Raw genomic sequence first — 22,405 nt, forward strand, 5'->3', positions numbered from 1 at the left:
TCGACGGTCAGCGAGAGTGCGACGGTGACTGAAGTTGGCGCTCGCCCGATTCGACGAGTTCGGCGAGTGCATTGCCCTCGGTTTCGAGCGGAAGGTCGATGCGACCCCGTCGCTTCGCAGACTCCCAGACGGCGAAGACGAGTTCCGTCGCTCGCATCCCATTTTCGGCGCGAAGGGACGACGGCGTCCCCGAGCGATACGATTCGACCACGTCCCGCAGGGCGACTTGCTGGCCGTTCATTGGCGGGACGTCGAGGGCCTTCCAGCCGCCGTTGTCACAGTGGAGGACGCGCACCGTCGGGTCCTCCCAGAAGCGAATTTCGACGCGCGCCTCGCTCGTGAGCAGGCGCAGTTGCGGGCCGAGCACCTCGCTCGCGTGCTCGCCGGTCGCCGCGAGACCCGACACGCCCGAGTCGTACATCCAGAGGGCGAGGCCCTGGTCTTCGCTGTGCATGTCGGTGTACCACACGTTTTCGGTGCGGTAATCGACCTGTCCGAGCACCCACGAGACGGGCGTGTCGCCCGCGAAGTAGTTCGCGAGGTCGATGTTGTGGATGCCGGTTTGCATCAAGTCCGCACGCGAGACTTCGACGCGTTCGAGGCGGCCGAGGTCGCCGCTGTCGAGGAGGTTTTTGACGGCTTTGACCGCCGGACGGCCGCGATTCTGGAAGTTGAACGTGAGCGCGACGTCCGCCTGCCGACAGGCCTCGACGATGCGCTTGCAGGCACCCCACGTCGGGGCGATGGGTTTCTCGCAGTGAATCGCGCCGACAGCATCGCTCGCAAGGCAGTCTTCGACGAGCGGTTCGTGGGTCTGGGGCGGCGTGCAGATGCTCACGAGGTCTACGTCCATCGACGCGAGCAGTTCCGCGTGGTCGGTGAACACGGCCGATTCGGGGAGGTCGAATTCGTCAGCGAAGGCAGCCGCGTTCTCGGCGTCGATGTCGGCACATCCGACGACGTGACAACCTTCGACGGCTCGGTAGGCGTGAGCGTGGCGGTAGCCCATCGAATAGCCCTTGTCGTCTCGCGTCTCGTCCGGAGCGGGGCCGGTCCCGATAATTCCGACTCTGGTGGAAGGCATCGTTATCGACTGGTCGTCGTCCAGCGTGAAATAACCCCCTGAAGGCACTAGCCGGGAAGGCAGTCGATTAGAGCCGGCGAATCAACGTGTAGGTTCCCACGAGCGAGAGCGCGAGGCTACCGATGATGACGGCGAGCGCACCGATGAGGCCGGCGACGTGTCTGAGCCCGGTCTCGCCGGGGGGAGCGGGGCCGGCAATCGTGCCGATGACGAAGCCAGTCACCAGCAACACGAGTTCGAAGACGAGGAACGCCGAGAGCAGTTTGTGCTCGGCCAGTGTGGCGAGCAGGCCGCTCGAACGTGGCGCGTTCGTGGCCGTCTGCGTAGAGTTCGACATACTTGCATATCCAGCCGGGAGAGCATAAGTACTGTGTTACCGTGGACCACCACACAGCCAAAAAAAGGAAGCGCGACCGGGCCGGTCAGTGCTCTGCGACCGTGTCTGGGGTCGTCTTCATGTGCCGCGCCCTGATGCGCGGGTTGAAGATGCGGTCCATGCCTTGACCGAACAGGATGAGCCCGAGCGAGAACACCACGATGGTCAGGATTGGGACCAGAATCCAGTGGACGGCGTTCATGTTGTACCACGTCGCAGACGAGTAGGCGCTCTGAAGCATCACGCCCCAATTCGCCGTCGAGTAGGGCAGAATGCCGAGGAAGTAGAGTGCCACCGAGGAGATGATGACGCTGCGAGCACGGCCCACGAAGTTCACCATCACGAGCGGCATCAGGTTCGGGATGATGTCGATGAACAGGATGCGCGGCGTGGACAGTTGCATCGTCCGAGAGGCTTCGACGTAGGACTTGTTGCGAAGCGTCAACACCTGCGAGCGAAGCGCCCGGGCGAAGCCAGCCCAGCCGTTGATGGTGAGGATGATACCGACGACGAACGGATCGCGCGGCTGGAGCAGCGTCGAGATGACGATGATGAGCGGCAGGCCGGGAATCGTCATCAGGATGTCTGCAATCGTCATCATCGCCCGGTCGATGGACCCACCGGCGTAGCCAGCGAACACGCCCCAAATGAGGGACATTCCGGTGGCGAACACGGCTCCACCGACGACCATCTTGAGCATCGCGGGCGTCGCGTGAACCGTCTGGGCGAACAGGCTCTCGCCGAGGTCAGAGGTGCCAAGCGGATACTCCATGGTCTGGAACGGCTGGAGCAACACCGGCCCCTTGCCCGCTTCTGGCGGGGCGACGACGAGGACGCCGACGGTGCCCATCAACACGAACACCGTGATGATGCTGAGCCCGACGAGCGCCCGCCAGTCCTTGCTGATGACGCGGAAGGTGGTGAGCACTTTCTCGTCGAACGCCCGCCAGTACTGCTCCCGGCGGGAAAGCGACGTTCCCGAAACTGCGGTGAACGGCGACCCGGCGTCCGGCGTTTCGATGCCGCCATTCGACGCCTTGCGCGAGTCAGGTTCGTCCGCGCTGGTGGAGACCGCCGACACGAGACCGTCGCGAATCCCGCGGACGAATCGAACGAGTGATTCGAGCGAGATGCCGCCGCCGTAGGACTCGCGGGTGGAGCTGCTGCCCGCCCGTGGGTCGACGAACCCGTACGTGAGGTCCGCGATGTAGACACCGACGATGACGCCGATCGTGATGAACAGGAACGACCCCATCATGAGGGGATAGTCGCGAGCGCTCACCGCCTCGAACATGTAGTAGCCGATGCCGGGGTAGTTAAACAGCGTCTCCAGGATAATCGACCCACCGAACAGCGACCCGATGGAAATCATCATGCTCGTGTACATCGGGAGGATGGCGTTGCGGCCGACGTATCGCGTCGAGATGATGCCGTCTGGCAACCCGCGCAGGCGGGCGACGCGGAGGTAATCCTCCCCGAGGACGCTGATGCTGTTCCCGCGCATTCCGAGGGCGATGCCGCCGATACCGGTGATGACCAGCGAGAGAATCGGCAGCGCGCTGTGCTCGATGATGGTCAGGATGAACGGGAGGGTGAATCCCGGTTCCGCGTGCGCGCCGACCCGGCCGCCGATGGGGAACCAGTCGGTCGAGTACGAGAAAATCCAGAGCATCACCACCGCAAAGACGTAGTAGGGAACCGATTCGATGAGAATCCAGGAGATGGAGGAGGCCACGTCGAAGCGCCCGCCTTCCTTGTACGCCATCGCCGCGCCGTAGGCGATGCCGATGGAGAAGATGATGACCATCGACACTGCAGAGAGGTAGATGGTCCATGGCAACGCCTGGATGATGATATCGAGTACTGGTTCCTGATACCAGATGGAGATGCCGAGGTCACCCTGAAGCATCGAGGACATGTACGAGATGTACTGGACGTGGAGTGGCTGGTCGGGCCGCAGATTCGTGTAGGACTCCATCATCACGTTGAGTTGCTGGGGGTCGATGTCCTGGTTCATCATCTTCGCCATGAAGTAGTCCTCTGGTCCCCCGGGCATCCACCGAACCATCACGAAGGTGAAGGAGATGACGCTGAACAGCGTCACGATGGCTTGGACCGTCCGACTGAGTAGATATCTATTCGAAGGCATGTGGGTATCGTTGGGTTAGGTTGAATCGTTCGGGAACCGATAAATACGTGCGGGGTAGCTGGGTTACTTCGACTTCGCCTGTAACTTCCCTTCGCGAATCATCTCGCGAGTCATCACGCCGTAGCGCGTGCCATTGTATTCGTCCTTGTTCGGGTAGTTCCAGGCGTCGCTGGTGACGACCTGCTGGCGCGTCTCGTGGGAGACGGGGATGACGAACATATTCTGGTTGAACACCCAGCCCAGTTCCGTGATGAGTTCGGCCTCTTTGTCGCCGCTCGCCTTCTGCAGGGCGGAAATCTTCTCACGATAATCGACGGTCTGGAGGTCGCCGTTCGGGTCGCCAATCGGGTACGGCGCTTGCACTTCAACCTCAGAGAGGCGGTTCCAGGCCGGGCCGCTCGTCTCGCCGCTGTAGAGGAACTTGTAGTCGTAGTACGGAAGCGGATTCCACCGCTCACCGAACGCCCAGCTCGCGATGGTCCAGTCGCCCTCGCGGTAGCGCTTCCAGTAGGTGGAGGCATCAGAGACTTTCATCTCCGCGTTGATGCCGAAGTCGTTCAGTTGCTGGACCGCGATGGTCGATTCTTTGATGCGGTCCTGTGAGTTCGAGTCGACTGGCAAGACGAGGTTCCACTCGTCGCCGTTTGGCATGTACACGGAGTCGTCTTCGACAGAAAAGCCAGCATTCTCTAAGTGTTGAGTCGCCTTCTCTGTGTCTGGTTCGTAGGTGGAGAATTTGTCGAGCGTGTCAGCAGGAATATAGCTTTCCGTGACTGAATCTGGCATTCCAGTGAAATGAGTGACGGGCGTTGCAACGAAGTTAGACGCCTTCGCCATCTGCTGTTGGTCCAGGATGTAGTTGAGCGCCATCCGGACGTCGCGGTTGCCGTAGACGTCGTCGTTCATCATGAACATGATGGCGTTGCCGCCGAACTTCGGCGTAATCCAGGCGTCGTGGTGGTCCGGCAGTCCCTCTAAGAACTCGTTGGACATCGCCCACACCTCGGCGTCGAGTTTGTCTGCCTTGAGCAGCGACATGAGGGCGTTCGCGTCACGGACGATCTGGTACTCGAGTGAGTAGTTCAGGTTGTCCGCGTTCGGGTAGTGTTCGTTCGGCTCCATGAGGACGAACTGGTTGTTGAACTCCGACATCTTGAACGGCCCACTCGTCTTCGCGTGGAGGTCCTCCATCGAACTGTCCCACGGATTGATGGTGAGTTCCTGGAGTTCCTTCTGGATGGCCTTCGTCTCGTCTTCGGAACTCGCTTCGTCGAAGCGTTTCGCGTAGTCGCCGTAGAGCGACTCGGGCGTGCTCGCGGCCGAAATCAGGAACTCCATGCCGAGGATGTTCCTGCTCGTATCGGGGGCAGTGAGTGAGATTTCGACGGTCCGGTCGTCAGTCGCCTCGATGGAGTCGAACAGTTCGCCGACACCATACTCCATGCCTTTGAGAATCTTGTAGTGGGTGGCGAAGTCGTGTGCCGTAATCGGGTCACCGCTCGCCCACCCGTAGGAATCCGACATCGTGACCGTCAAGATACCGTCAGCGACGGAGAACTCCTCTGCGATACGCGGGAGGAACTCGCCAGTTTGGGGGTTAAACTGCATGTACCGGTCGATGGCGATGGCCGAAATCTCCCCACCCTTTCGCTGCGGATTGTAGCCGTTCATCCCCCACGAATTCTTCTCGAAAGGCATGTTCGGATTCGACGCCATGGTGAGTTTGTTGTCCATGACACTATCACCACCACCACCAGTGCCAGTGCCAGTGGTGTTACCGGGGTCATCCGTGCTGGTACACCCCGCGACCGCCCCGGCAAGGCCAGTGGCTGCCGTCAGCCTGAGCAGTCGGCGGCGGGAGATAGCATCGTCGCTCGTACGGAGAGTTCGCTCGTGCGCCATGCATGATAGTTATTGACCAACATATTAACCATTTCCCAAAGTGAAATAATTCAAGAAGTAAATATATGAGTAAAAGGAACCTGTTGGAGGTGCGGACAGTCACCTGGCTACAGGGAGGCCGGATCGCTGACCTGTTCGAGCGACGTTCCGTCGCTAAATCCCTCCGGACGGTCTTCGAGCCGTGAGACCAGCCGACTGCGCCAGCGTTCGAGGGTCTCCGCGTTCTCCGGTTGCGTTGAGAGGTCTATCTCTTCACCGGGGTCTTCGGCCAAGTCGAACAGCAACTCCTCGCCGGTGACGGGGTTCCAGACGTACTTCGTGGTCGCATCGACGAGGTAGTGCATCGCGTTGTCGTCGTGGTAGATAGGCCCGTGTTCGCCGTGGTAGAACTCGCGCCACGGGGCATCGGGGTCGGTCGAAAGTGCTCCAAGGTCGCGACCCTCCACGGACGGCGGGATATCGGCACCGGCGGCGGACAGCAGCGTCGGCATGACGTCTTCGAGGCCGACGGGTTCCTCGACGAATCGCCGCTGGGAGGTTGCCATCGACTCGGGAAATCGAAGGATGAGCGGGACCCGAGCGGAGCCCTCGTATGCGTAGGTCTTTCGCCAGAGGAGGTGGTCGCCGAGCATGTCACCGTGGTCTGAGAAGAAGACGACGACGGTATTCTGGAGTTCGCCACGCACTTCGAGGTCCCTGAGGAGTCGGTTTATCTGGTGGTCGACGTGCGTAATCGAGCCGTAGTAGCCAGCCCGGGCGCGCTGTTCGACCGTCGCGGGCAGGTCGGCACACCACGCGCTCGGTTTGGGATGGTCGGGAACGTACCCCCCGTAGACGCGCTCCGCCCAGTCGCCCCGGTAGGGGCCGGGCAGGTTCCGGTCTGCGTACATGTCCCAGTAGGGCTGGGGCGCGTCGAACGGCTGGTGGGGTCGAACGTACGAAACGGTGTGGAAGAACGGGCGCGTCGGGTCGCGTTTCTCGAAAAATTCGAGCGCGCGGTTCGTCGTCCACGTCGTCGGATGGAGCGATTCGTCGAGGTGCCACGGGCGGGGGTCCCACGAGTTACGGCCGATTCCGTGGGCGGTTTCACTCGAATTACCGCCGGTTTGCCGGTCGAGCCACGCCGAGTAATCGTCCGCCTCGCCCGCCAATCCCGCGTGGAGGACGATATGTTCGAAGCCGAAGTGGTTGCGCTGTGGCAGCGAGTGGGTCTTGCCGGTCAGTCGCGTCTGGTAGCCAGCGGCGGTGAGTAATTCCGGCAGCGTGTTCGCGAACGACCACGGTTCTGTCGTCCAGTTCGGACACCCGTTCGTCGCGGGCGTCTGGCCGGTCCAGAGACATCGCCGTGCTGGAATCGACGACGGTGCGGGGGTGTACGCGCGACTGAACAACGTCCCCGTCGCCGCGAGGTGGTTCAGGTTCGGGGTGTGAACGACCGGTTCCCCGGCCCCGTCGTGGGGTGTTGCGGGGTCCGCACCGATGGTGTCGCCTCGCTGCTGGTCGGTCATCAGCAACAGGATGTTCGGACGGTCAGGCATACTTCACTGCTCACAGGTGGGCGTAATAATTCTTTACCGGAAGCCGAGGGTTACTGGTGCTCGATGGCCAGTCGAACGCGCGCTTGGCCATCGGTTGCTGACGTGGTGAATCGAGCACGCCACACGTCCGGGAAGTCCGCGGGCGGGAATCGACGCTCCGTCTTGTCGATGTTTCCCTCCAGTCGCTCGACCGACCGCTCGACCGCGTTAGCACTCGTCACGGTCGCCGACCTGGTTTCGCCGACGATGCGAACACCGCCGTCGAATGGTTCGATGGGGAAGTAGGAGACGAGCACCGACGTCAGGGTTGCGTCCGATTCGTCGAATCTCGCCGTGTCTTCGAGGGTCAACAGACCCGGCTCCGTGCGGGAAAGCGAAAAGCGACGGCGGAGCGCCGCGAGGCCGGCCGCACGCGGGTAACAGGCAGTAAGGTCGAGTTCGAACACCGACTCGCTGTCGGTCGTCGCACATCGCTCGACGGTCGCGGCGTGTTCCTCCCCGACCATCTGCTCGTGGCCGTTTACGTACGGAACCGAGTGCCCGAGTGACCGAGCGGCGAGGTACTCGTATCGCCGGTCGGTGAAGTAGTAGTTGTCGTAAGTGTGCGCGCCGAGGTCCGTGAGCAGCGACTCGCCTCCAACGTGGTACACGAACGACCCGCAGTCGTTGTGGTTGTGCGATTCGCCGTTGTGTCCGCCCTTCGCGGCGACGACGAGCGCGGACTCGTCGGCCGGGTCACACCGGGCGAACCACCACCCGTGCCCGGACAGCAATCTGCTGGTCAGGTGGTTCGACGGCGGAACCTCCGGTTCACTGTCGGGACACCAACAGAGCGTTCTAATGGATTTCGAGAACGGACGAATCGTCTCTGCGAGCGGCGGTGTGCGGTCCGCAGCCTGAAACGCCCGCCAGCCCAGCGCCGCGAGGCGTGGGAGGTCGAATCGGTCGCCAAGCCAACATGCGAGATACGGTTCGACGGCGTGAGTTTCGTCCGCGTCCGAGAACGCCGGGTAGCGGCCCGGGCGCAGCGCGATGCGAACGGGATACTGCGCGATTTCGCGCACCACCGGCGGTGTGAGCAGCGATAGTTCCCCGGCCGTCCGGGTCTCCAGCGTCGCCGCGAGTTGGACGTAGTTCTCGAAGCCGTAATTCCAGTAGCCGATTCCTTCGGGCGTACAGCCATCTGCGTCGAACGACTGGATGTAGTGGTCCAGATTCGCCACCGCACGCGAGACGAGGCTGGCACGGCGGTCGAGGTCACTTTCGAGGTACATCGCGGCCATCCCGACGCCGGCGTTGCAGACGGCGTTCCAGTTGTTCGCCGGGGGACGCATCCACCACATTTCGCGCCGTTCGAAGGGCTGGAACACACGCCGGTCTACTTCGGTGCGGATTCGAGACCGGAGCGCGGGGTGGAGCTCGTCACCCAGGACGTAATCGACCTCGCCAAGGAGTTTCGCGATTTCGGCCGGTCGCAGGGCGACGTTTCGCGAGGCAGGCGGGGCATCGACCGGGAGACCGTCACAACGCTCGCCTTCAGCGAGATTCGCGGGGTGGAGCCAGGTCGTCTGTTCGCAGAGCGCCCACGCATAGTCGAGAATCGTCGCGGTAAATCGGCCGTCCCGTTCTAAACACGCCGCGAGCACCAGCGTCGAGAGGGCTTGCATGCGGTCGAGCATCGGTCGCATCACCGCCTTCTGTGAGACTCGCTCGTCCTCGTGATAGGCGAGGTACTGACTGGCCGGATACGCGGGAACGGGTTCGCCCACGAAGTCCGCCGCCGCATCGATGTGGGAGTCCGCGAGCGACCGGGTGTGCTGGCCGGTACGAAGCGACTCCCAGACGCTAGCCGCTTCGTACTGAGGAACGGAGAATACGCGATCGGCCGACTCGAACGCTCGGCGAATGACGGCTGCGTTCCAGTCGCGGGGTGGATACGCGTGGTCAGTCATAGTGCGACGATGCGTCCGGGTCTGTGATGCGCTCGATTCGCGGGGCGATGCTGTAGTTGTAGTAGAAGACCCAGAACACGGAGACGACAGCGGCGGGAGCGACGATGAGCGCGGGCGACAGGTCGGTGAACAGTTTCTCTACGTACACCCCGGAGATGACCGCACCGAGGGTGTACATGTACCGAACGAAGTCACTTCGGGTGACGTCCATGTTCCGAACGTTTGCGAACGAGTGACAAAGTTCTTTGCCCAGCGACCGTCGGCCATCGGGCGATTCGCCCGGCGGAAGTGGTCGAGACGTGAATTCTGACCAACTGTTTTGTATCACAAAATTCTCGATGAGGATGCCACAGACAAGCGTCTCAGCGTCTCTCTGGGTCGGCGCGTCAGACAACCACCCATGCAGATTCATGTACGATTACAGCCCTATGTCTGTAACGGACGACCGCACAGCCACAGCGGGTAGTGTTTTGTATTATCAAACGATTTTGCCTGGTAGGCAGTCGTCCCTCGCAGCACGTCGCTACGACGCTCGGTGTGAACGCGGCAGCCGGGGGTCGAATAGGGTGTGGCCGAGAACCGACCGACACGGGCCTGTGATTCGGCGTGACGAAACGCGCCGACCGTCAGTCGAACCAACACTTATGGCGATAGCCCGCCCCACCACGGCCATGGTGACAGTTGAGGGGCCGCGACTCGCGACGGCGGACGACTTCCCCGGTATCCACGACCTCGTAGACCGGGCGTTTCACAAGGAGCGCGGGGGAATGGCCGCCCGCATCCCGACGTGTTACGACGAGCAGTTTCCAGAACACCACGCCGTCATCTGTGAGGAGGGTGCAGTCGTCGCGCACGCGGCGGCCGTCCCGGAAACGCTGGTCGTCGGCGACGGCGATCTCGCCTGTCGCGGCATCGGCGGGGTCTCTACGGAGCCGGACTGTCGCGGCAAGGGCTACATGAGCGACCTCATGGAGTTCTGGCTGGACCGCGCCGACGCGGCGCTCTTCGAACTCGGAGGCGACCGCCAACGGTACGGTCGGTTCGGCTGGGAAGACGGCGGGCGAGAACTCCGGTATCGCATCACCGAACGGTCGCTGTCCGCCGCTGAAACCGCCGCTGAGACCGCCGCCGAGGGTCGTGCCTACACCGCGGGCACCGACCTCGAAACCCTTCGTGGGGTCCACGAGGCAGAACCGCTCCGCGTGAAGCGAACCCGACGAACGAGCGAGCGGTTGTTCGGCAAACGCGGCGTCGAGACACTTGTGGTCGATGCTGACGACCCATCCTACCTCTGCGTGGACCGCGAGCGTCGCGAGGCAAACGTCGTGGAGTTCGGCGGAACCGAAGCGGGAGTCCGCGCCCTCTTACAGACCGTGTTCGCGCAATTCGACATCGACTCGCTGACCGTTCGAACGCCGCCGACCCACCGGTTGAATCCACTGTTCCACGAGGTGTCTTCGGTGTGGACCACTGCCCCGCTCCGAAAGGTGAACGTCCGTGACCTCGGGGCGGTGCTCGCGGCATTTCAGCCACAGATGACAGCTCGCCTCTCCCGTCACGACGTCGAACCGGAGACCGTGAGCCTCGCCATCGAGGGCGAAGAGGGCGTCGAGTTGCAGTACGAGGGTGCGCTTTCTATCTCGCAGACTGACGACCCCGACATCACGCTCGGGCGGCGCAAACTGACGACGGTGCTGTTCGGCGAACCGTCACAGGGTGCGACAGTGCGGCGGCGGTCTCCGCTGCTCGAAGCGGCGTGCCCGCTCACCTATTTCGTCTGGCCGAGCGAACGGGTTTGAGCGTCGATAGTTTTAGTTACTATCGCGGAGAAGTGAACCTATGTTAGAGATTACCAGGCTTCGGAGCGCCGATATTCAGGCCAGCCATCGGCTCTCTGCGAGTGCTGGCTGGAATCAGGTACAAACGGACTGGGAACGATTGTTGGCGCTCTCCCCCGATGGATGTTTCTGTGGGCGGACGGACGGGGAATTGGTCGGTACGACCTGCGTCGTCACCTACGCCGACGAACTCAGTTGGATTGGGATGGTTCTGGTTGACGAATCCCACCAGGCGAACGGCTACGGCACGGCGCTATTCGAACGCGGCCTCGAACACGCCCTCGATAGCGGGACCAACAGCATCGGTCTCGACACGAACGACGCGGGTGCAGATGTGTTCCGGCAGTTTGGCTTTCGAGAGACCGCCACAATCGAACGCTGGCACGGCAACCTGGGGACGGTAGAGACCCCCCACGACGCGACGATTCTCTCACCGGCACAGATTGCAGACCTCTACGAACTCGACGAGGAACACCTCGGTATCGACCGCAGCGCACTGCTCTCCTCGCTGCTCTCTGGAATCGGCGTCTCGGGAATCGGCGTGTACGACCAACCGGGTGAGTTGGCCGCCTACGCCATTCTTCGCCCCGGCAAGGTCCATCCGCAGGTCGGTCCCGTCGTCGCACCGGACGCAGATTCCTTCTCTGCGCTGTTGAATCAGGTCACGTCGATTCTCGCGGACCCGCGAATCATCATCGATACGCTTCCCGAAGCCACGATTCGGTCCCGACTCGATGCCCACGGACTCGCCCCAATACGGGAGTTCTCCCGGATGACCTATGAATCAGACCAGTCGCTGCTCGCAGACGGCGACGTTCGTGCGGTGGCTGGCGTGGAGTGGGGGTAACCGTGTCGGGTGAAAACCTATATACAATCCCGGTTGAATTTCCGTATCATCACGAACTCACTCCCCGCACCTACTGCCCATGAATCTGAATGACCAAACCCACGCGACACACGACCGCACGCGAGACACAATCCTCGAAGTGCGCAACGCGAGCGTCTCGTTCGATATGGACCGCGGCAAATCCAAAGTTCTGGACGACGTCTCGTTCGACATCCACAGAGAGGAAATCCTCGGCATCGTCGGCGAGTCGGGATCGGGAAAATCGATGTTCGCCGCCGCCCTGTTAGACGCCGTCGTCGAACCCGGCGTGCTGACCGGCGAAATTACGTACTACCCCGAATCCGGCGACCCGATTGACGTGCTCAACTTCTCCCCGAAAGAGCTGAAGAAGTTCCGCTGGGAACAAGTCTCGATGGTGTTCCAGGGGGCGATGAGTTCGTTCAACCCCACCATCAGCATTCGGGCGCACTTCAAAGAGACGCTCAAAGCCCACAACGCAGACCAGAGCGAGGGGATGGAGCGGGCCCACGACCTGCTCGCTGACCTCTATCTCGACCCGGAGCGCGTCCTCGATTCGTATCCCCACGAACTCTCGGGTGGGATGCAACAGCGAACTCTCATCGCCCTGAGTCTCGTCCTCGACCCCGAGGTGCTGGTGATGGACGAACCCACCGCCGCCCTCGACCTGCTCATGCAGCGGTCGATTCTGAAACTGCTCCAGGAAGTCCAGCAGAAGTACGAATTGACCATCATCTTCATCACCCACGACCTGCCGTTGGTCGCAGAACTCGCGGACCGTCTCGCGGTGATGTACGCCTTCGAGTTCTGTGAAGCCGGACCGACCGACGATATCGTCCGTAACGCGGCCCACCCCTACACGCGGGCGCTGCTGAATTCGACGCCGAATCTCGACGCGCCAATCGACCAGATGCGCGCCATCGAGGGGTCGAGTCCGGACCCGGTAAACGTCCCCGTCGGGTGTTCGTACAACCCGCGGTGTGAACTCGCAACCGCGAAGTGCCGCGAACAGAACCCGTCGTACCAGTCGGTGACTTCTGACCACGTCGCCACCTGCTTCTACTGGGAGGAAGCACGCGAAGAGATTCCACTGAGTCTTGCAGCGAATCCGGAGGGAAGCAAATGAGCACCGACCAACCTGTCCTCTCGCTCGAAGACGTCGAAGTCCACTTCGAGAAAGAACGCGGCTTCCTGAGCGCGTTCACCGACCCGGCGACGGTGAAGGCCGTCGATGGCGTCTCACTGGACATTTACGAGGAGGACGTGGTCGCGCTCGTCGGCGAATCCGGCTGTGGGAAAACCACGCTCGGGAAGACGGCGATTGGCCTTCAGCGACCGACTGGCGGGGCGGTCAAATATCGCGGCCAGGACGTCTGGCAGGCCAAAGACCGCACGGGCGACGTGGAGATTCCGCACGTGGACATCCGCAGAGCCCTGCAAATCGTCCATCAGGACCCGGGAAGTTCGCTCAACCCCTACCGGAAGGTCAAGAAAAGTCTCGAAGAACCGCTGAAGCGGTGGCACCGGGACCTGAACCACGAGGACCGTGAAGTGCGCATCCTCGGGATGCTCGAAACCGTCGGCATGAGCCCGCCACAGGACTACGCGAACCGCTACCCACACCAGCTCTCGGGCGGGGAGAAACAGCGCGTCGCACTCATCCGAGCACTGCTCATGAATCCCGACGTGATTCTCGCGGACGAGGCCGTCTCAGCGCTCGACGTGTCCCTCCGGGTGGACATGATGAACCTCATGCTCGACCTCCAACTCCACTTCAACACGTCGTTCCTGTTCATCGCCCACGACCTCTCGAACGCCCGCTACATCGTGGAGAAAGCCGGCGGGCGCATCGGCATCATGTACCTCGGACGACTCGTCGAAATCGGGCCGCCCGAACAAATTCTGAACAACCCACAACACCCGTACACCAAGGCGCTGCGGTGGGCTTCGCCGACGCTCGACCCGGACAACGTCGCCACGGGCGAGCTGCCGATGCGGAAAATCGACATTCCTGACCCGGTGAACCCGCCGAGTGGCTGTCGGTTCCACACGCGGTGTCCGGAAGCGCGGGAGATTTGCACCCGCCAGTCGCCGGCGCTCAGCGACAGCCCCGACGCGCCGAACCAGCAGGCGGCGTGCTTCCGGGTCGAAGATGACCACGAGTACTGGAATAGCGAACCACTCCCAGCGGAGACGGAACTCGACGCGCCCGCAGAAACGCAGTCCGATTGAGGGCGGGCGTTTCGAACGCGGTCAGAATTCGCGACTTCGACACCGGCGCAGCATGTAGCCCGACACCGCCACCAGCGGCACGACGAGCGCGACGTTCAGCATGCTGACGTAGTAACTCGCAGAGTCGGGTTCGACGAGGGCGAGCGAGACGGCGAGCAAGACGAGTAAGACGACGCTTATCGTGAAGGCAACCTGCCAGAGCGCAGGATTCCCACAGACGAAATCCCAGAATTCCTCGCGCATGTCCCACCAGTCGGGGCATCCCGAGTTAAACGTTGGCGTGTCGGATGCGTGAACACCGTTGTGAAAAACGACCGTCTATTGTGGACACGCACCCGGACCCTCGGTCGAGGAACCCGACGCGATGCCCGTCTCGCCGTCGGGCGCGGTCGTGACGAATTCGATTGTACAGCCAGCTTCGTGAGCGTCGTCCCCGGTGTAGTCTGCCGTCAAAGTCGCGTCGCCGGTTGAAACGCTAACGAGGTACGTCGCCGGGTCTGCGGACCAGGCGGGTTCGACAACCTGCTTCGTCTCTGCATCGAGCGTTAACGATTCGGTGGCGACCTGCTCGTCGTCGCGCTCGACGACGAGGCGGTAGTCGTGGGCCTCGTCGTCCATGTTCTGGACGTGCAGTTCGCCGAGCGTCGCGCCCTGCGAACTGGTGGTCAGGCTACCGAGACAACCTGCCGTGCAGGCGAGCGACCCGGCGGCGAGCAGCGTCCGGCGCGTGAGTCGGGAGGGGACCATATCACCGCGTTCTCAGCAGCAGTTTGTAACGGTTCGCATCGCGGAAGGTTGGACGGAGTAACACTTACTACCACGGCACATGATTCTCACCCATGCGAGATGGTCCTGTTAGTGACACGCAGCCTGAGCGCGCCGACCGGCGAGCGCGCCAAGACCCGAAGAGTTCTGCCAACCGATTGGTCGCCCGGCGCGACCCGGTCCCACAATCAGAGAGCGGGTTGCTCTCCCGGGATTACCAGCCCCGACACGGCGGTCCGGAACTCATCACCTCCTGGCCCCTCGGCCCCGCGCCGGGGCAGACCGAACCGGGGAACGTCGATTGGGAGGTTACAGAATCGTCGTGGGTGCAACTCCAGCGCAACCTCACGGTGAATCACTTTCTCGGCCCCATCGAGTACACCAAGATTTACGCCGGTGTCAGGGGGCGAGCGCGGGTCGAAGGTGGAGGGACGCTCTCGCTGCGACTCGAACCGCTCCACCTCGAAGGCGACGAGTACGAGACGACGATTACGCTCACGAACGTCGCGGACGAACCGTTCATGACGCCGATGGTGGAGTTCACGCCGGATCGCCGCGATTACAGAGAGCACTCGTTCATCGGCCGCGAGATGTACGGCGGGTACGTCCTCTCGGCGAAGGTCGAGGACGGAATCGGCTACCTCGACCAGGGAACCGGCGTCCACCTCTGGAGTGAGTGACGATGCAGACGATTGGCCTCCTCTACGACCTGCACATCTGTATCGGGCGGTACGAGTACGAAGACGAGCGCGTCCAACACGCCGCCATCGAGAAACTGAACGAGGTGGGCGTCGACTGGACGCTTGCCGGTGGCGACCTGCGACTGCTCTCGCCATGGGAGGAAGAGACCGAGTGGGGCGAGTGGCACGGCGACCCCGACGACGCCTTCTACCCCAGTGAGTTCGGGCGGGCGAAGGAACTGTTGGACGACAAACTGGAGAGCGACTACTACGTCATCCGCGGGAACAACGAGCGACCGATGAGCGCCTACCGAAAACACTTCCCCGAAGACGAGTTCCCGCTCTGGTTCCACTTCGAGGCGGATGGGGCGCGATACGTCTTCCTCGATTCCAACCCCCACGAGGGCTACCACCCACTCACGGAGATTCAGAACTTCGTGACGGCCCCGCAAATCTCCATGCTCGAACGGCTCATGGACGAAGACCCCGAGATTCCGACGTTCGTGTTCTGCCACGCGCCGCTGTGTAAGCACACCGAACTGGACGACAACTGGGAGACGAAATCGAAGCCGTACTTCTTCGTCCTCAACTACCAGGCGGTCCAGAGCGTGCTCGCCCGGGGCAACACCGTGCTTGTCAACACCGGCCACTACTACTACGACCACGGCCGCGGGAGCAAGGTCGAAAACGGCATCGAATTCGTCCTCGCACGCCACCTGAGCCACATGTCCGAGGAAGCCGATTACGGCGGCGACGTGCGCTGGATGAACGTCGATACCGAGAACCGAACCGCCGAGGTCTGGTACTACGACGTCGGCGCGGACGAGGAAGGCATCCTGACCGAGACGAGCTGGTAATTCGGCCACGCGAATTTTTCCAGCCCACCCAAAGAGTATTGACCGTCCTACGTGATACTCAGTTGAGATGCGAACAGTGAGATTTCGTGACCACACCGGTCACGTTCGGACTGGCGAGTGGACCGACCACGGCATTCGAACCGCGAGCAGAGAGTACGACCCCGAGTCGGTAGACATTCTGCCCCCCTGTGAACCGACGAAAATCGTCTGTCAGGCAGGCGGCTATCAGGACCACCGCGACGAGAGTGGCCGCGATATGCCAGCGCGCCCTGACTTCTTCCTCAAGGGGCCGAACACCGTCGCCGGCCACGAGGACGTCGTCGAACTGCCGCCCGGCAAGGAGACGGTTCACTTCGAGGCGGAGTTCGCCGTCGTCATCGACAAACAGTGCAAGGCCGTGAGCGAAGACGAGGCGATGGACTACGTGCGGGGCTTTACCTGCGTAAACGACATCTCGAATCGCGACGACCAGCGGGCGGAGCAAAACTGGGTGCGCGGGAAGGCGTTCGATTCCTCGCTGCCGATGGGGCCGGTGCTCGCCACGCCCGACGAGGTGCCCGCGGACGCCCGCCTCCAGTTGCGACAGAACGGTGAAGTGAAACAGGAGACGACCCGCGACATGCTCATCTTCACCGTCCCGGAACTCATCGCGGAGATAACCAAACTCATCACGCTCGAACCCGGCGACGTCATCGCGACAGGGACGCCGTTTGGCCCCGGCCCGCTCGCAGACGGTGACGTGGTCGAAGTCGAGTTCGAGGGCGTCGGCACGCTCACGAACTACGTCGAATCCCAGAACTGAACGGTCGAAAGCGGACGTACGGGGACGATTGTACCCGGTCAGTACGTCGCTTCGATCAAGCCTTTCATGTAGCCGATGGCGAACAGCCGACCCTTCGACTCGTAGCCAGCGGACTCGTTCTTTTCACCGGACATCGTTGGGACGTGGTCCGGACGAGCTGGGCCGTCGAATCCGATGTCGCGGTAGGCCTCCATCGCCGCGTGCATGTTCGTCGGGCCGTCGTCCTGCCAGACCTCGACGAGGGTCTCTGCGTCGCCCTTGATGTCGCGGAAGTGGACGAACGAGATGTCGTCGCCGAAGTGGCGAATCGTCTCTGGGATGTCCGCGCCCATGGCGACGAAGTTCCCCTGACAGAAGTTCACGCTGTTCGCCTCGCTCGGGTAGATGTCGAGCATGCGGTCGTACGCCTCGACGCTCGTCATGATGCGGGGCATCCCACGGACGGGGCTGAGCGGCGGGTCGTCGGGGTGCATCGAGAGACGCACGCCCGCGTCCTCCGCGACGGGGACGGCACGTTCGAGGAAGTATTCGAGGTTCTCCCAGAGGTCCTCCTCGGTGACGCCGTCGTAGGGAACCGGCGGGCCACGTTGCATCTGTTCGTGATCGTAGGCGGTGGTCCACGACCCGCCGCGGGTCGGGAAGGTCGTCGTCGTGCGAAGCCACCAGAAGTGGGTCATCCAACTGTAACAGAGAATGGGAATGTCGAGTTGCCCCATCGTCTCGACGAACTCACAGAAGCGGTCGATTTCCTCGTCGCGCCCGTCGAGGCCGAGCCGCGTCGTGTCCGTGAGCGGCGTCCCCGCCTCGATGACGCCCACGTCGAGGCCGGTCTCCTCGAACGAATTTTTCAGCCGGAGGAGGTCGTCGAACTCCCACGGCGTGTCGCCGCGTCGTCCGTTTTCGACCTGACTCATGTAGGGATGGATGACTGCCTGTTCGACGCCGATTTCTGCGGCGAGGTCCCACCGCTCGTCACGCTTCGCTGGAAGCGCCAGTGCTGTCTTGATAGTCCTTCAACTCCACTGACACCGACGGGAGTGTGGTAGATTATTGTTTCGGCGAGCGAGGCGGAACAACGCTTAATACGCCGTTGGGTGATGCAAACGCATGCACCTGTTAGCGATAGTTGCGCATCCAGACGATGCGGACATCTTCTGTGGAGGAACCCTCGCGAAACACGCTGCCCGCGGCGACGAGGTTACCATCGCCTACATGACGCGGGGAGAGTACGGCGGGTTCGACACGACGGAGGCTGAAGTTGCGGAAACGCGCGAAGCGGAGGCGCTCGCGGCCGCGGAGACGCTCGGCGCAAGCGCAACCTTCCTCGGATTCGAAGACGGGCGGGTGACCTACTCGCTCGAAAATCGACTTCGCATGGTCGAGACGATTCGCGAGCACCGCCCGGACCTCGTCCTCACCCACTTTCGCGACGACATGCACCCAGACCACCGCGCGACGTCGCGCCTCGTCACCGACGCCTACTACATGGCGGCGTTACCATTGGTCGAGACGGACCACGACCCGTGGGAACCGGACAACGTCTACTACTTCGGCAAGCCAACCTCGTCGTTCGAACCCGACGTCGCCGTGGACATCACCGAGTTTCAATCCCAGAAGGAAGAGGCGATTCTCGAGCACGAATCGCAGGTCGAGTGGCTCGCCGCCCACGGTGGCATCGACGCCGAGTTCGAGGGGCTCGTAGAGGACACACGGGCAAGTGCACGGACCTTTGGCCGCGTTCACGGCGCGGGGTACGCAGAGGGGTTCTCGTCGCTGCACAAATCGGCCAGACAGTTCCTCGGCGAGTAGCATAGAATATGGCCAACAACACACAACAGAGTTGTCGTTGTTGACACGGACTGATTGTCAGTTCAGAAAATGAGGAGAACGTGAAAGACCAGTTTTCGTCGTGTTGACGTTGAGCCAAACTTAGACATGACGGAGGTTTTTCGAAGAATCGAGAACAGAAGCGAATGAAAATTATTTAACATGCGGATAGTGTGTCACTCTTGCCTGGTTCGAGAATTGATGTGAAAACACGAGAGGAGTGTATTAATAGCACAATTCTCGAAGGTAGTGAAGGGTCCATGCCAGTGAGAACCTTCGGGGTGTCAAACCGGATGGTCACCACCCCGAGAGGGCAGTCCTCGCGCGACCGGAATCGAATGCGTCGGTGTGCGTCGCCAGATTGACTCTCAGAGGTGGTGAGAGAGGCGGTCTGCGACGTATTCGGCCTCCTCGTCCGTGAGACACATCGGATTGATGGTGAACGCGGCGTCGGCAAGGGAGTCAGCGCCGACGAAAATTCGCGGCGTTTCACGACGGAGCGCGCTTACAAGGTCTGTGGCGTCCGTTTCCGCACTCGAGGCATCGACAGTAACGAGAATTTCGGGGGCGACGGCCACTTTCTGCCCGCCAGTCACCTCGTAGGTAACACCGTCGAGGGTGTCGAGGGTCTCGGTGAAGATGTCGATGCGGGCGTTCCACTCCCGTTGGAGTTCGGCCGTGTCCTCCTCCATGAACAGCTCTAGCGCCCGAATGAGTCCGACGAGTTCCTCCTTCCCAACTTTGAGCGAGCGCCCGATTCCCTGGCGTGGGACTCCGTATAGTTTCATACGGTTTATCAAGTCAGTTGGCGGTTCCCAGACTTCGGCTGCGGCATGCATGTCCAGGTGTTGGAGGGCAGCCGATTCGATGAGGGCTGCCCGACCAGCGAGGATGCCTGTCGACTGCGGGCCGCGAATCGCCTTCCCCCCACTGAAGACGACCAGGTCCGCCCCGAGGTCGACGAACCGCGAGAGGTTGCGCTTTGGCGGGAGTTCGGCCGCTGCGTCCACGATGACCGGCACATCGTGGTCGTGAGCGATTTCGACCACCGTTTCGAGGTCTGGCGTGGTGTACTCCTTCTGGACGTAGGCGACCGCAGCAGTGTCCTCACCGATGGCGGCTTCGATTTCCCACGGTTCGGTATTCGCAGCCCCCGTCCCCAGGTAGTGGTCGTTCGTCCCGACGTCCACGATGGTCGCCCCAGCAGCCCGGAGCGCGTGGTCGTAGCCGGTTCGATGGGTGCGCGGCATCACGATTTCGTCGGCAACACCCGTCGTGTCCGGGAGCTGGGCCATGACGCCGAGGTCGTCGCCTGCGATACAGGCCGCCGCGCCGAGCAACATCGCCGCAGACGCGCCGCTCGCGACGTATCCCGCCTCCGCATTCGTACACTCCTGGATGAGCGTACTCGCTCGGGCTTGCAAATCCGAGATGCGAACGAAGTCTTCGGCGGCACGGGCCATCGCCTCAACTGCCTCCGGGCGAATTCGGCTGCCGCCGATGCGCGTTTTCGTGCCAGTGGCGTTTACGACACGGGGGACGCCGAGGTCGTCGTAGATAGAAGTTCCTGACATGGAGTTCACATCTTACGGTCACGGGCGGTCCCGATAAGTTCGGGGGTCGTGGGCGATCCCGACCATCAATGAGTGGTGGTGTCTACGAGCCCACGGGACAGTTCACAAATGTATCAGTCCGAACCGGCAACCGGTGCCGCCTCATTCGCCAAACCAGCATATTGCGGCGACGGCCACTGGACTTATGCATACCATAGTAAAATAAGTAGAATCAGTACTGAACTCCAATGGATATGGAACGCGTCGAAAAACTGGGAAGGGCTTTCCGCCAGAGGGGCGGCGGAAAAACGTCTGTTTTGAGACATATTCTCGGTGGGAACTGATGACGGGCAACGTAGATGTCCTGTTGATCGGTATCGATGCTGGATGTCTCCCCGTATTCGAGCGGTTGTACGAGGATGACGTCATTCCGAACATACAATCTATCTGTGAGGAAGGGGCCGCAGCACCGCTCGAATCACAGATTCCACCCTGGACTCCGAGCGCCTGGCCGTCGATGTACACCGGCGTCAACCCCGGAAAGCACGGCGTCTGTGGCTTCGTCACCTACGACGGTTACGACTTCCGCGTGGTCAGCGGAACAGATGTAGAAGAGCTGTCACTCTGGTCGCTCCTCGACCAGCACGAAAAGAGCAGCGTCGTGGTCAACGTTCCGGTGACCCACCCGCCAGAGGAATTCGACGGGGCGCTCATTCCTGGATTCATCGGGCCGGAGAACCCGAAGTGTCACCCAGAGGGACTGCTCGACGAGGTACGAGACGCCATCGGCGAGTACAAAGTCTATCCATCCTACGCGCGCGACGATTCTACCTTTAGCGACGCGCAGAAGATGGAAGAGTACACTTCACTCGTCCGGATGCGCGGCGAGGCGTTTCGCTACCTCGCAGACAAGCACGAACCCGACTTTGGCTTCGTCCAGTTCCAGAAACCGGACACCGTCTTCCACGAATTCGAAGGCGACTGGGACAAGGTCCGAACCGTCTACGAGGAGACCGACCGCCAGATTGGCAAGGTTCTCGAGGCGTGTGAACCGAACACTGTGTTCATCGCGAGCGACCACGGGATGGGTCCCTACGACAAGTACGAGTTCCGCGTAAACGAGTTCCTGCGCGACGAGGGCTACGTGAAATCGCGGAAGGGCGGCAAGGGGATGCCGTCGTGGAATCCGATTCAGGAGGAACTGCGCTCTGGCAAAGACACCCGGACGTGGGAGCCAAACACCCTTGAACGCGCCGCGGCGACCGTCGCGAGATTCGGCCTCACCGCCTCGAAGATTCGTGCCGGCCTTGAAAAGGTCGGCCTCGCGGAAATCGCAAAACAGTACGCCCCGAAGAACGTCGCCCGGACCGCGAACGAACAGGTCGACTTCCCGAAATCGACTGCATACATGCGCGCTCGCACCGAGCTTGGCGTCCGCATCAACCTGGAAGGCAGGGACCCAGCCGGCGTCGTCCCACAGGAAAACTACGACGAGGTGCGCGAAGAGTTAATCGAGAAACTCAGTGCGGTCAGAACCCCAGACGACGAACCTGTCTTCGGCGAAGTCGCGCCCCGAGAGAAGTACTTCCACGGGAAGAACGCGGACAACGCCCCCGACATCGTGACGATTCCGAACGACATGGGTCATTTCCTGTCCGCCCAGTTGCTCGGAGACTACTTCGCTCCGCCGACCGAACCGTGGAATCACAAGATGGACGGTATCGTCGCCGCGAAAGGTGCGGGAATCGACGTCGACGCCATGCCCGCCCGGGCCCACCTCTTCGACGTGGCTCCGACCATCATGTCCGCGCTGGGCGTCCCCTACAGCGACCGAATGGACGGCACCGTAATTCCCGTCGTCCCCGACGTCGGTTCGGAGACGTATCCGGAGTACGACGAACAGGCCGAAGCCGCGGTGAGCGACCAGGAGGAAGCCGACGTAGAAGAGCGGTTGGCTGACCTCGGCTACATGCAGTGAGCCGATC

Annotated in this window: 20 protein-coding genes; 9 read left to right on the forward strand and 11 right to left on the reverse strand. The window is 61.9% G+C overall.

Annotated elements, in window-relative coordinates:
- Positions 1–7: 7 nt before the first annotated feature.
- The 7 genes from P1M51_RS17810 to P1M51_RS17840 form a co-directional block, all read right to left on the reverse strand.
- Complete coding sequence (locus tag P1M51_RS17810) at positions 8–1,084, reverse strand: Gfo/Idh/MocA family protein (RefSeq protein WP_276248774.1); 1,077 nt, start codon at positions 1,082–1,084, stop codon at positions 8–10.
- A 67-nt stretch (positions 1,085–1,151) separates the two neighbouring features.
- Positions 1,152–1,421 carry a hypothetical protein gene (locus P1M51_RS17815; RefSeq protein ID WP_276248773.1) on the reverse strand — a complete coding sequence of 90 codons (270 nt, stop codon included), beginning with the start codon at positions 1,419–1,421 and terminating at the stop codon, positions 1,152–1,154.
- 85 nt (positions 1,422–1,506) lie between these two features.
- Complete coding sequence (locus P1M51_RS17820) at positions 1,507–3,609, reverse strand: ABC transporter permease subunit (protein WP_276248772.1); 2,103 nt, start codon at positions 3,607–3,609, stop codon at positions 1,507–1,509.
- Positions 3,610–3,672: 63 nt separating this feature from the next.
- A complete protein-coding gene (locus P1M51_RS17825; protein WP_276248771.1) occupies positions 3,673–5,511 on the reverse strand; it encodes an ABC transporter substrate-binding protein in 1,839 nt (612 codons plus the stop codon).
- A gap of 107 nt (positions 5,512–5,618) precedes the next feature.
- A complete protein-coding gene (locus P1M51_RS17830) occupies positions 5,619–7,049 on the reverse strand; it encodes an arylsulfatase (RefSeq protein WP_276275011.1) in 1,431 nt (476 codons plus the stop codon).
- A gap of 50 nt (positions 7,050–7,099) precedes the next feature.
- Positions 7,100–9,001, reverse strand: a complete 1,902-nt coding sequence (locus tag P1M51_RS17835) for a heparinase II/III family protein (protein ID WP_276248769.1) — start codon at positions 8,999–9,001, stop codon at positions 7,100–7,102.
- Entirely contained in the window at positions 8,994–9,212 is a 219-nt protein-coding gene (locus P1M51_RS17840; RefSeq protein ID WP_276248768.1) for a hypothetical protein, read from the reverse strand. Before P1M51_RS17840 ends, P1M51_RS17835 begins: the two co-directional genes overlap by 8 nt.
- Before the next feature lie 460 nt (positions 9,213–9,672).
- Between P1M51_RS17840 and P1M51_RS17845 the strand changes: the two genes are divergently transcribed.
- From P1M51_RS17845 to P1M51_RS20160, 4 genes are all read left to right on the forward strand, one after another.
- The gene (locus P1M51_RS17845) at positions 9,673–10,800 is read left to right on the forward strand and encodes a GNAT family N-acetyltransferase (protein WP_276275012.1); all 1,128 of its coding nucleotides are present in this window, start codon (positions 9,673–9,675) and stop codon (positions 10,798–10,800) included.
- Between the two features lie 40 nt (positions 10,801–10,840).
- Positions 10,841–11,686, forward strand: a complete 846-nt coding sequence (locus P1M51_RS17850; protein WP_276248766.1) for a GNAT family N-acetyltransferase — start codon at positions 10,841–10,843, stop codon at positions 11,684–11,686.
- A 79-nt stretch (positions 11,687–11,765) separates the two neighbouring features.
- The gene (locus P1M51_RS20155; RefSeq protein ID WP_369685320.1) at positions 11,766–12,830 is read left to right on the forward strand and encodes an ABC transporter ATP-binding protein; all 1,065 of its coding nucleotides are present in this window, start codon (positions 11,766–11,768) and stop codon (positions 12,828–12,830) included.
- On the forward strand, positions 12,827–13,936 hold the full coding sequence (locus P1M51_RS20160; protein ID WP_369685321.1) for an oligopeptide/dipeptide ABC transporter ATP-binding protein: 1,110 nt from the start codon (positions 12,827–12,829) through the stop codon (positions 13,934–13,936). The genes P1M51_RS20155 and P1M51_RS20160 overlap by 4 nt, the downstream gene beginning before the upstream one ends.
- A gap of 21 nt (positions 13,937–13,957) precedes the next feature.
- On the opposite strand, the gene P1M51_RS17860 is transcribed toward P1M51_RS20160, so the two are convergent.
- Together P1M51_RS17860 and P1M51_RS17865 are read right to left on the reverse strand one after the other, a co-directional pair.
- Entirely contained in the window at positions 13,958–14,179 is a 222-nt protein-coding gene (locus P1M51_RS17860; RefSeq protein ID WP_276248765.1) for a hypothetical protein, read from the reverse strand.
- Positions 14,180–14,254: 75 nt separating this feature from the next.
- The gene (locus P1M51_RS17865; protein WP_276248764.1) at positions 14,255–14,683 is read right to left on the reverse strand and encodes a hypothetical protein; all 429 of its coding nucleotides are present in this window, start codon (positions 14,681–14,683) and stop codon (positions 14,255–14,257) included.
- A gap of 92 nt (positions 14,684–14,775) precedes the next feature.
- On the opposite strand from P1M51_RS17865, the gene P1M51_RS17870 reads away from it, so the two are divergent.
- The 3 genes from P1M51_RS17870 to P1M51_RS17880 all read left to right on the forward strand — a co-directional run bounded on the left by P1M51_RS17870 (position 14,776) and on the right by P1M51_RS17880 (position 17,040).
- The gene (locus tag P1M51_RS17870; RefSeq protein ID WP_276248763.1) at positions 14,776–15,381 is read left to right on the forward strand and encodes a hypothetical protein; all 606 of its coding nucleotides are present in this window, start codon (positions 14,776–14,778) and stop codon (positions 15,379–15,381) included.
- Positions 15,382–15,383: 2 nt separating this feature from the next.
- The gene (locus tag P1M51_RS17875; protein WP_276248762.1) at positions 15,384–16,238 is read left to right on the forward strand and encodes a metallophosphoesterase; all 855 of its coding nucleotides are present in this window, start codon (positions 15,384–15,386) and stop codon (positions 16,236–16,238) included.
- Between the two features lie 67 nt (positions 16,239–16,305).
- Positions 16,306–17,040 (forward strand): fumarylacetoacetate hydrolase family protein, encoded by a 735-nt coding sequence (locus tag P1M51_RS17880; RefSeq protein WP_276248761.1) that lies wholly within the window; start codon positions 16,306–16,308, stop codon positions 17,038–17,040.
- A 38-nt stretch (positions 17,041–17,078) separates the two neighbouring features.
- Here P1M51_RS17880 and P1M51_RS17885 read toward each other — a convergent pair whose 3' ends face one another.
- Positions 17,079–18,047 (reverse strand): mannonate dehydratase, encoded by a 969-nt coding sequence (locus tag P1M51_RS17885; RefSeq protein ID WP_276249005.1) that lies wholly within the window; start codon positions 18,045–18,047, stop codon positions 17,079–17,081.
- Positions 18,048–18,147: 100 nt separating this feature from the next.
- Between P1M51_RS17885 and P1M51_RS17890 the strand changes: the two genes are divergently transcribed.
- Positions 18,148–18,849, forward strand: a complete 702-nt coding sequence (locus P1M51_RS17890; protein WP_276248760.1) for a PIG-L deacetylase family protein — start codon at positions 18,148–18,150, stop codon at positions 18,847–18,849.
- A gap of 386 nt (positions 18,850–19,235) precedes the next feature.
- Here P1M51_RS17890 and P1M51_RS17895 read toward each other — a convergent pair whose 3' ends face one another.
- Positions 19,236–20,441, reverse strand: coding sequence for an aminotransferase class V-fold PLP-dependent enzyme (locus P1M51_RS17895; protein WP_276248759.1), 1,206 nt, complete (start codon positions 20,439–20,441; stop codon positions 19,236–19,238).
- A gap of 322 nt (positions 20,442–20,763) precedes the next feature.
- Between P1M51_RS17895 and P1M51_RS17900 the strand changes: the two genes are divergently transcribed.
- Positions 20,764–22,398, forward strand: coding sequence for an alkaline phosphatase family protein (locus P1M51_RS17900; RefSeq protein ID WP_276248758.1), 1,635 nt, complete (start codon positions 20,764–20,766; stop codon positions 22,396–22,398).
- Positions 22,399–22,405: the final 7 nt, after the last annotated feature.

The sequence above is a fragment of the Haladaptatus sp. QDMS2 genome (assembly GCF_029338295.1).
GTDB lineage: Archaea > Halobacteriota > Halobacteria > Halobacteriales > Halococcaceae > QDMS2.

Coding starts and splice junctions, on each gene's coding strand:
- P1M51_RS17810 (WP_276248774.1), bottom strand. CDS start 1,084: ATGCCTTCCACCAGAGTCGGAATTATCGGGACCGGCCCCGCTCCGGAC.
- P1M51_RS17815 (WP_276248773.1), bottom strand. CDS start 1,421: ATGTCGAACTCTACGCAGACGGCCACGAACGCGCCACGTTCGAGCGGC.
- P1M51_RS17820 (WP_276248772.1), bottom strand. CDS start 3,609: ATGCCTTCGAATAGATATCTACTCAGTCGGACGGTCCAAGCCATCGTG.
- P1M51_RS17825 (WP_276248771.1), bottom strand. CDS start 5,511: ATGGCGCACGAGCGAACTCTCCGTACGAGCGACGATGCTATCTCCCGC.
- P1M51_RS17830 (WP_276275011.1), bottom strand. CDS start 7,049: ATGCCTGACCGTCCGAACATCCTGTTGCTGATGACCGACCAGCAGCGA.
- P1M51_RS17835 (WP_276248769.1), bottom strand. CDS start 9,001: ATGACTGACCACGCGTATCCACCCCGCGACTGGAACGCAGCCGTCATT.
- P1M51_RS17840 (WP_276248768.1), bottom strand. CDS start 9,212: ATGGACGTCACCCGAAGTGACTTCGTTCGGTACATGTACACCCTCGGT.
- P1M51_RS17845 (WP_276275012.1), top strand. CDS start 9,673: ATGGTGACAGTTGAGGGGCCGCGACTCGCGACGGCGGACGACTTCCCC.
- P1M51_RS17850 (WP_276248766.1), top strand. CDS start 10,841: ATGTTAGAGATTACCAGGCTTCGGAGCGCCGATATTCAGGCCAGCCAT.
- P1M51_RS20155 (WP_369685320.1), top strand. CDS start 11,766: ATGAATCTGAATGACCAAACCCACGCGACACACGACCGCACGCGAGAC.
- P1M51_RS20160 (WP_369685321.1), top strand. CDS start 12,827: ATGAGCACCGACCAACCTGTCCTCTCGCTCGAAGACGTCGAAGTCCAC.
- P1M51_RS17860 (WP_276248765.1), bottom strand. CDS start 14,179: ATGCGCGAGGAATTCTGGGATTTCGTCTGTGGGAATCCTGCGCTCTGG.
- P1M51_RS17865 (WP_276248764.1), bottom strand. CDS start 14,683: ATGGTCCCCTCCCGACTCACGCGCCGGACGCTGCTCGCCGCCGGGTCG.
- P1M51_RS17870 (WP_276248763.1), top strand. CDS start 14,776: ATGCGAGATGGTCCTGTTAGTGACACGCAGCCTGAGCGCGCCGACCGG.
- P1M51_RS17875 (WP_276248762.1), top strand. CDS start 15,384: ATGCAGACGATTGGCCTCCTCTACGACCTGCACATCTGTATCGGGCGG.
- P1M51_RS17880 (WP_276248761.1), top strand. CDS start 16,306: ATGCGAACAGTGAGATTTCGTGACCACACCGGTCACGTTCGGACTGGC.
- P1M51_RS17890 (WP_276248760.1), top strand. CDS start 18,148: ATGCACCTGTTAGCGATAGTTGCGCATCCAGACGATGCGGACATCTTC.
- P1M51_RS17895 (WP_276248759.1), bottom strand. CDS start 20,441: ATGTCAGGAACTTCTATCTACGACGACCTCGGCGTCCCCCGTGTCGTA.
- P1M51_RS17900 (WP_276248758.1), top strand. CDS start 20,764: ATGACGGGCAACGTAGATGTCCTGTTGATCGGTATCGATGCTGGATGT.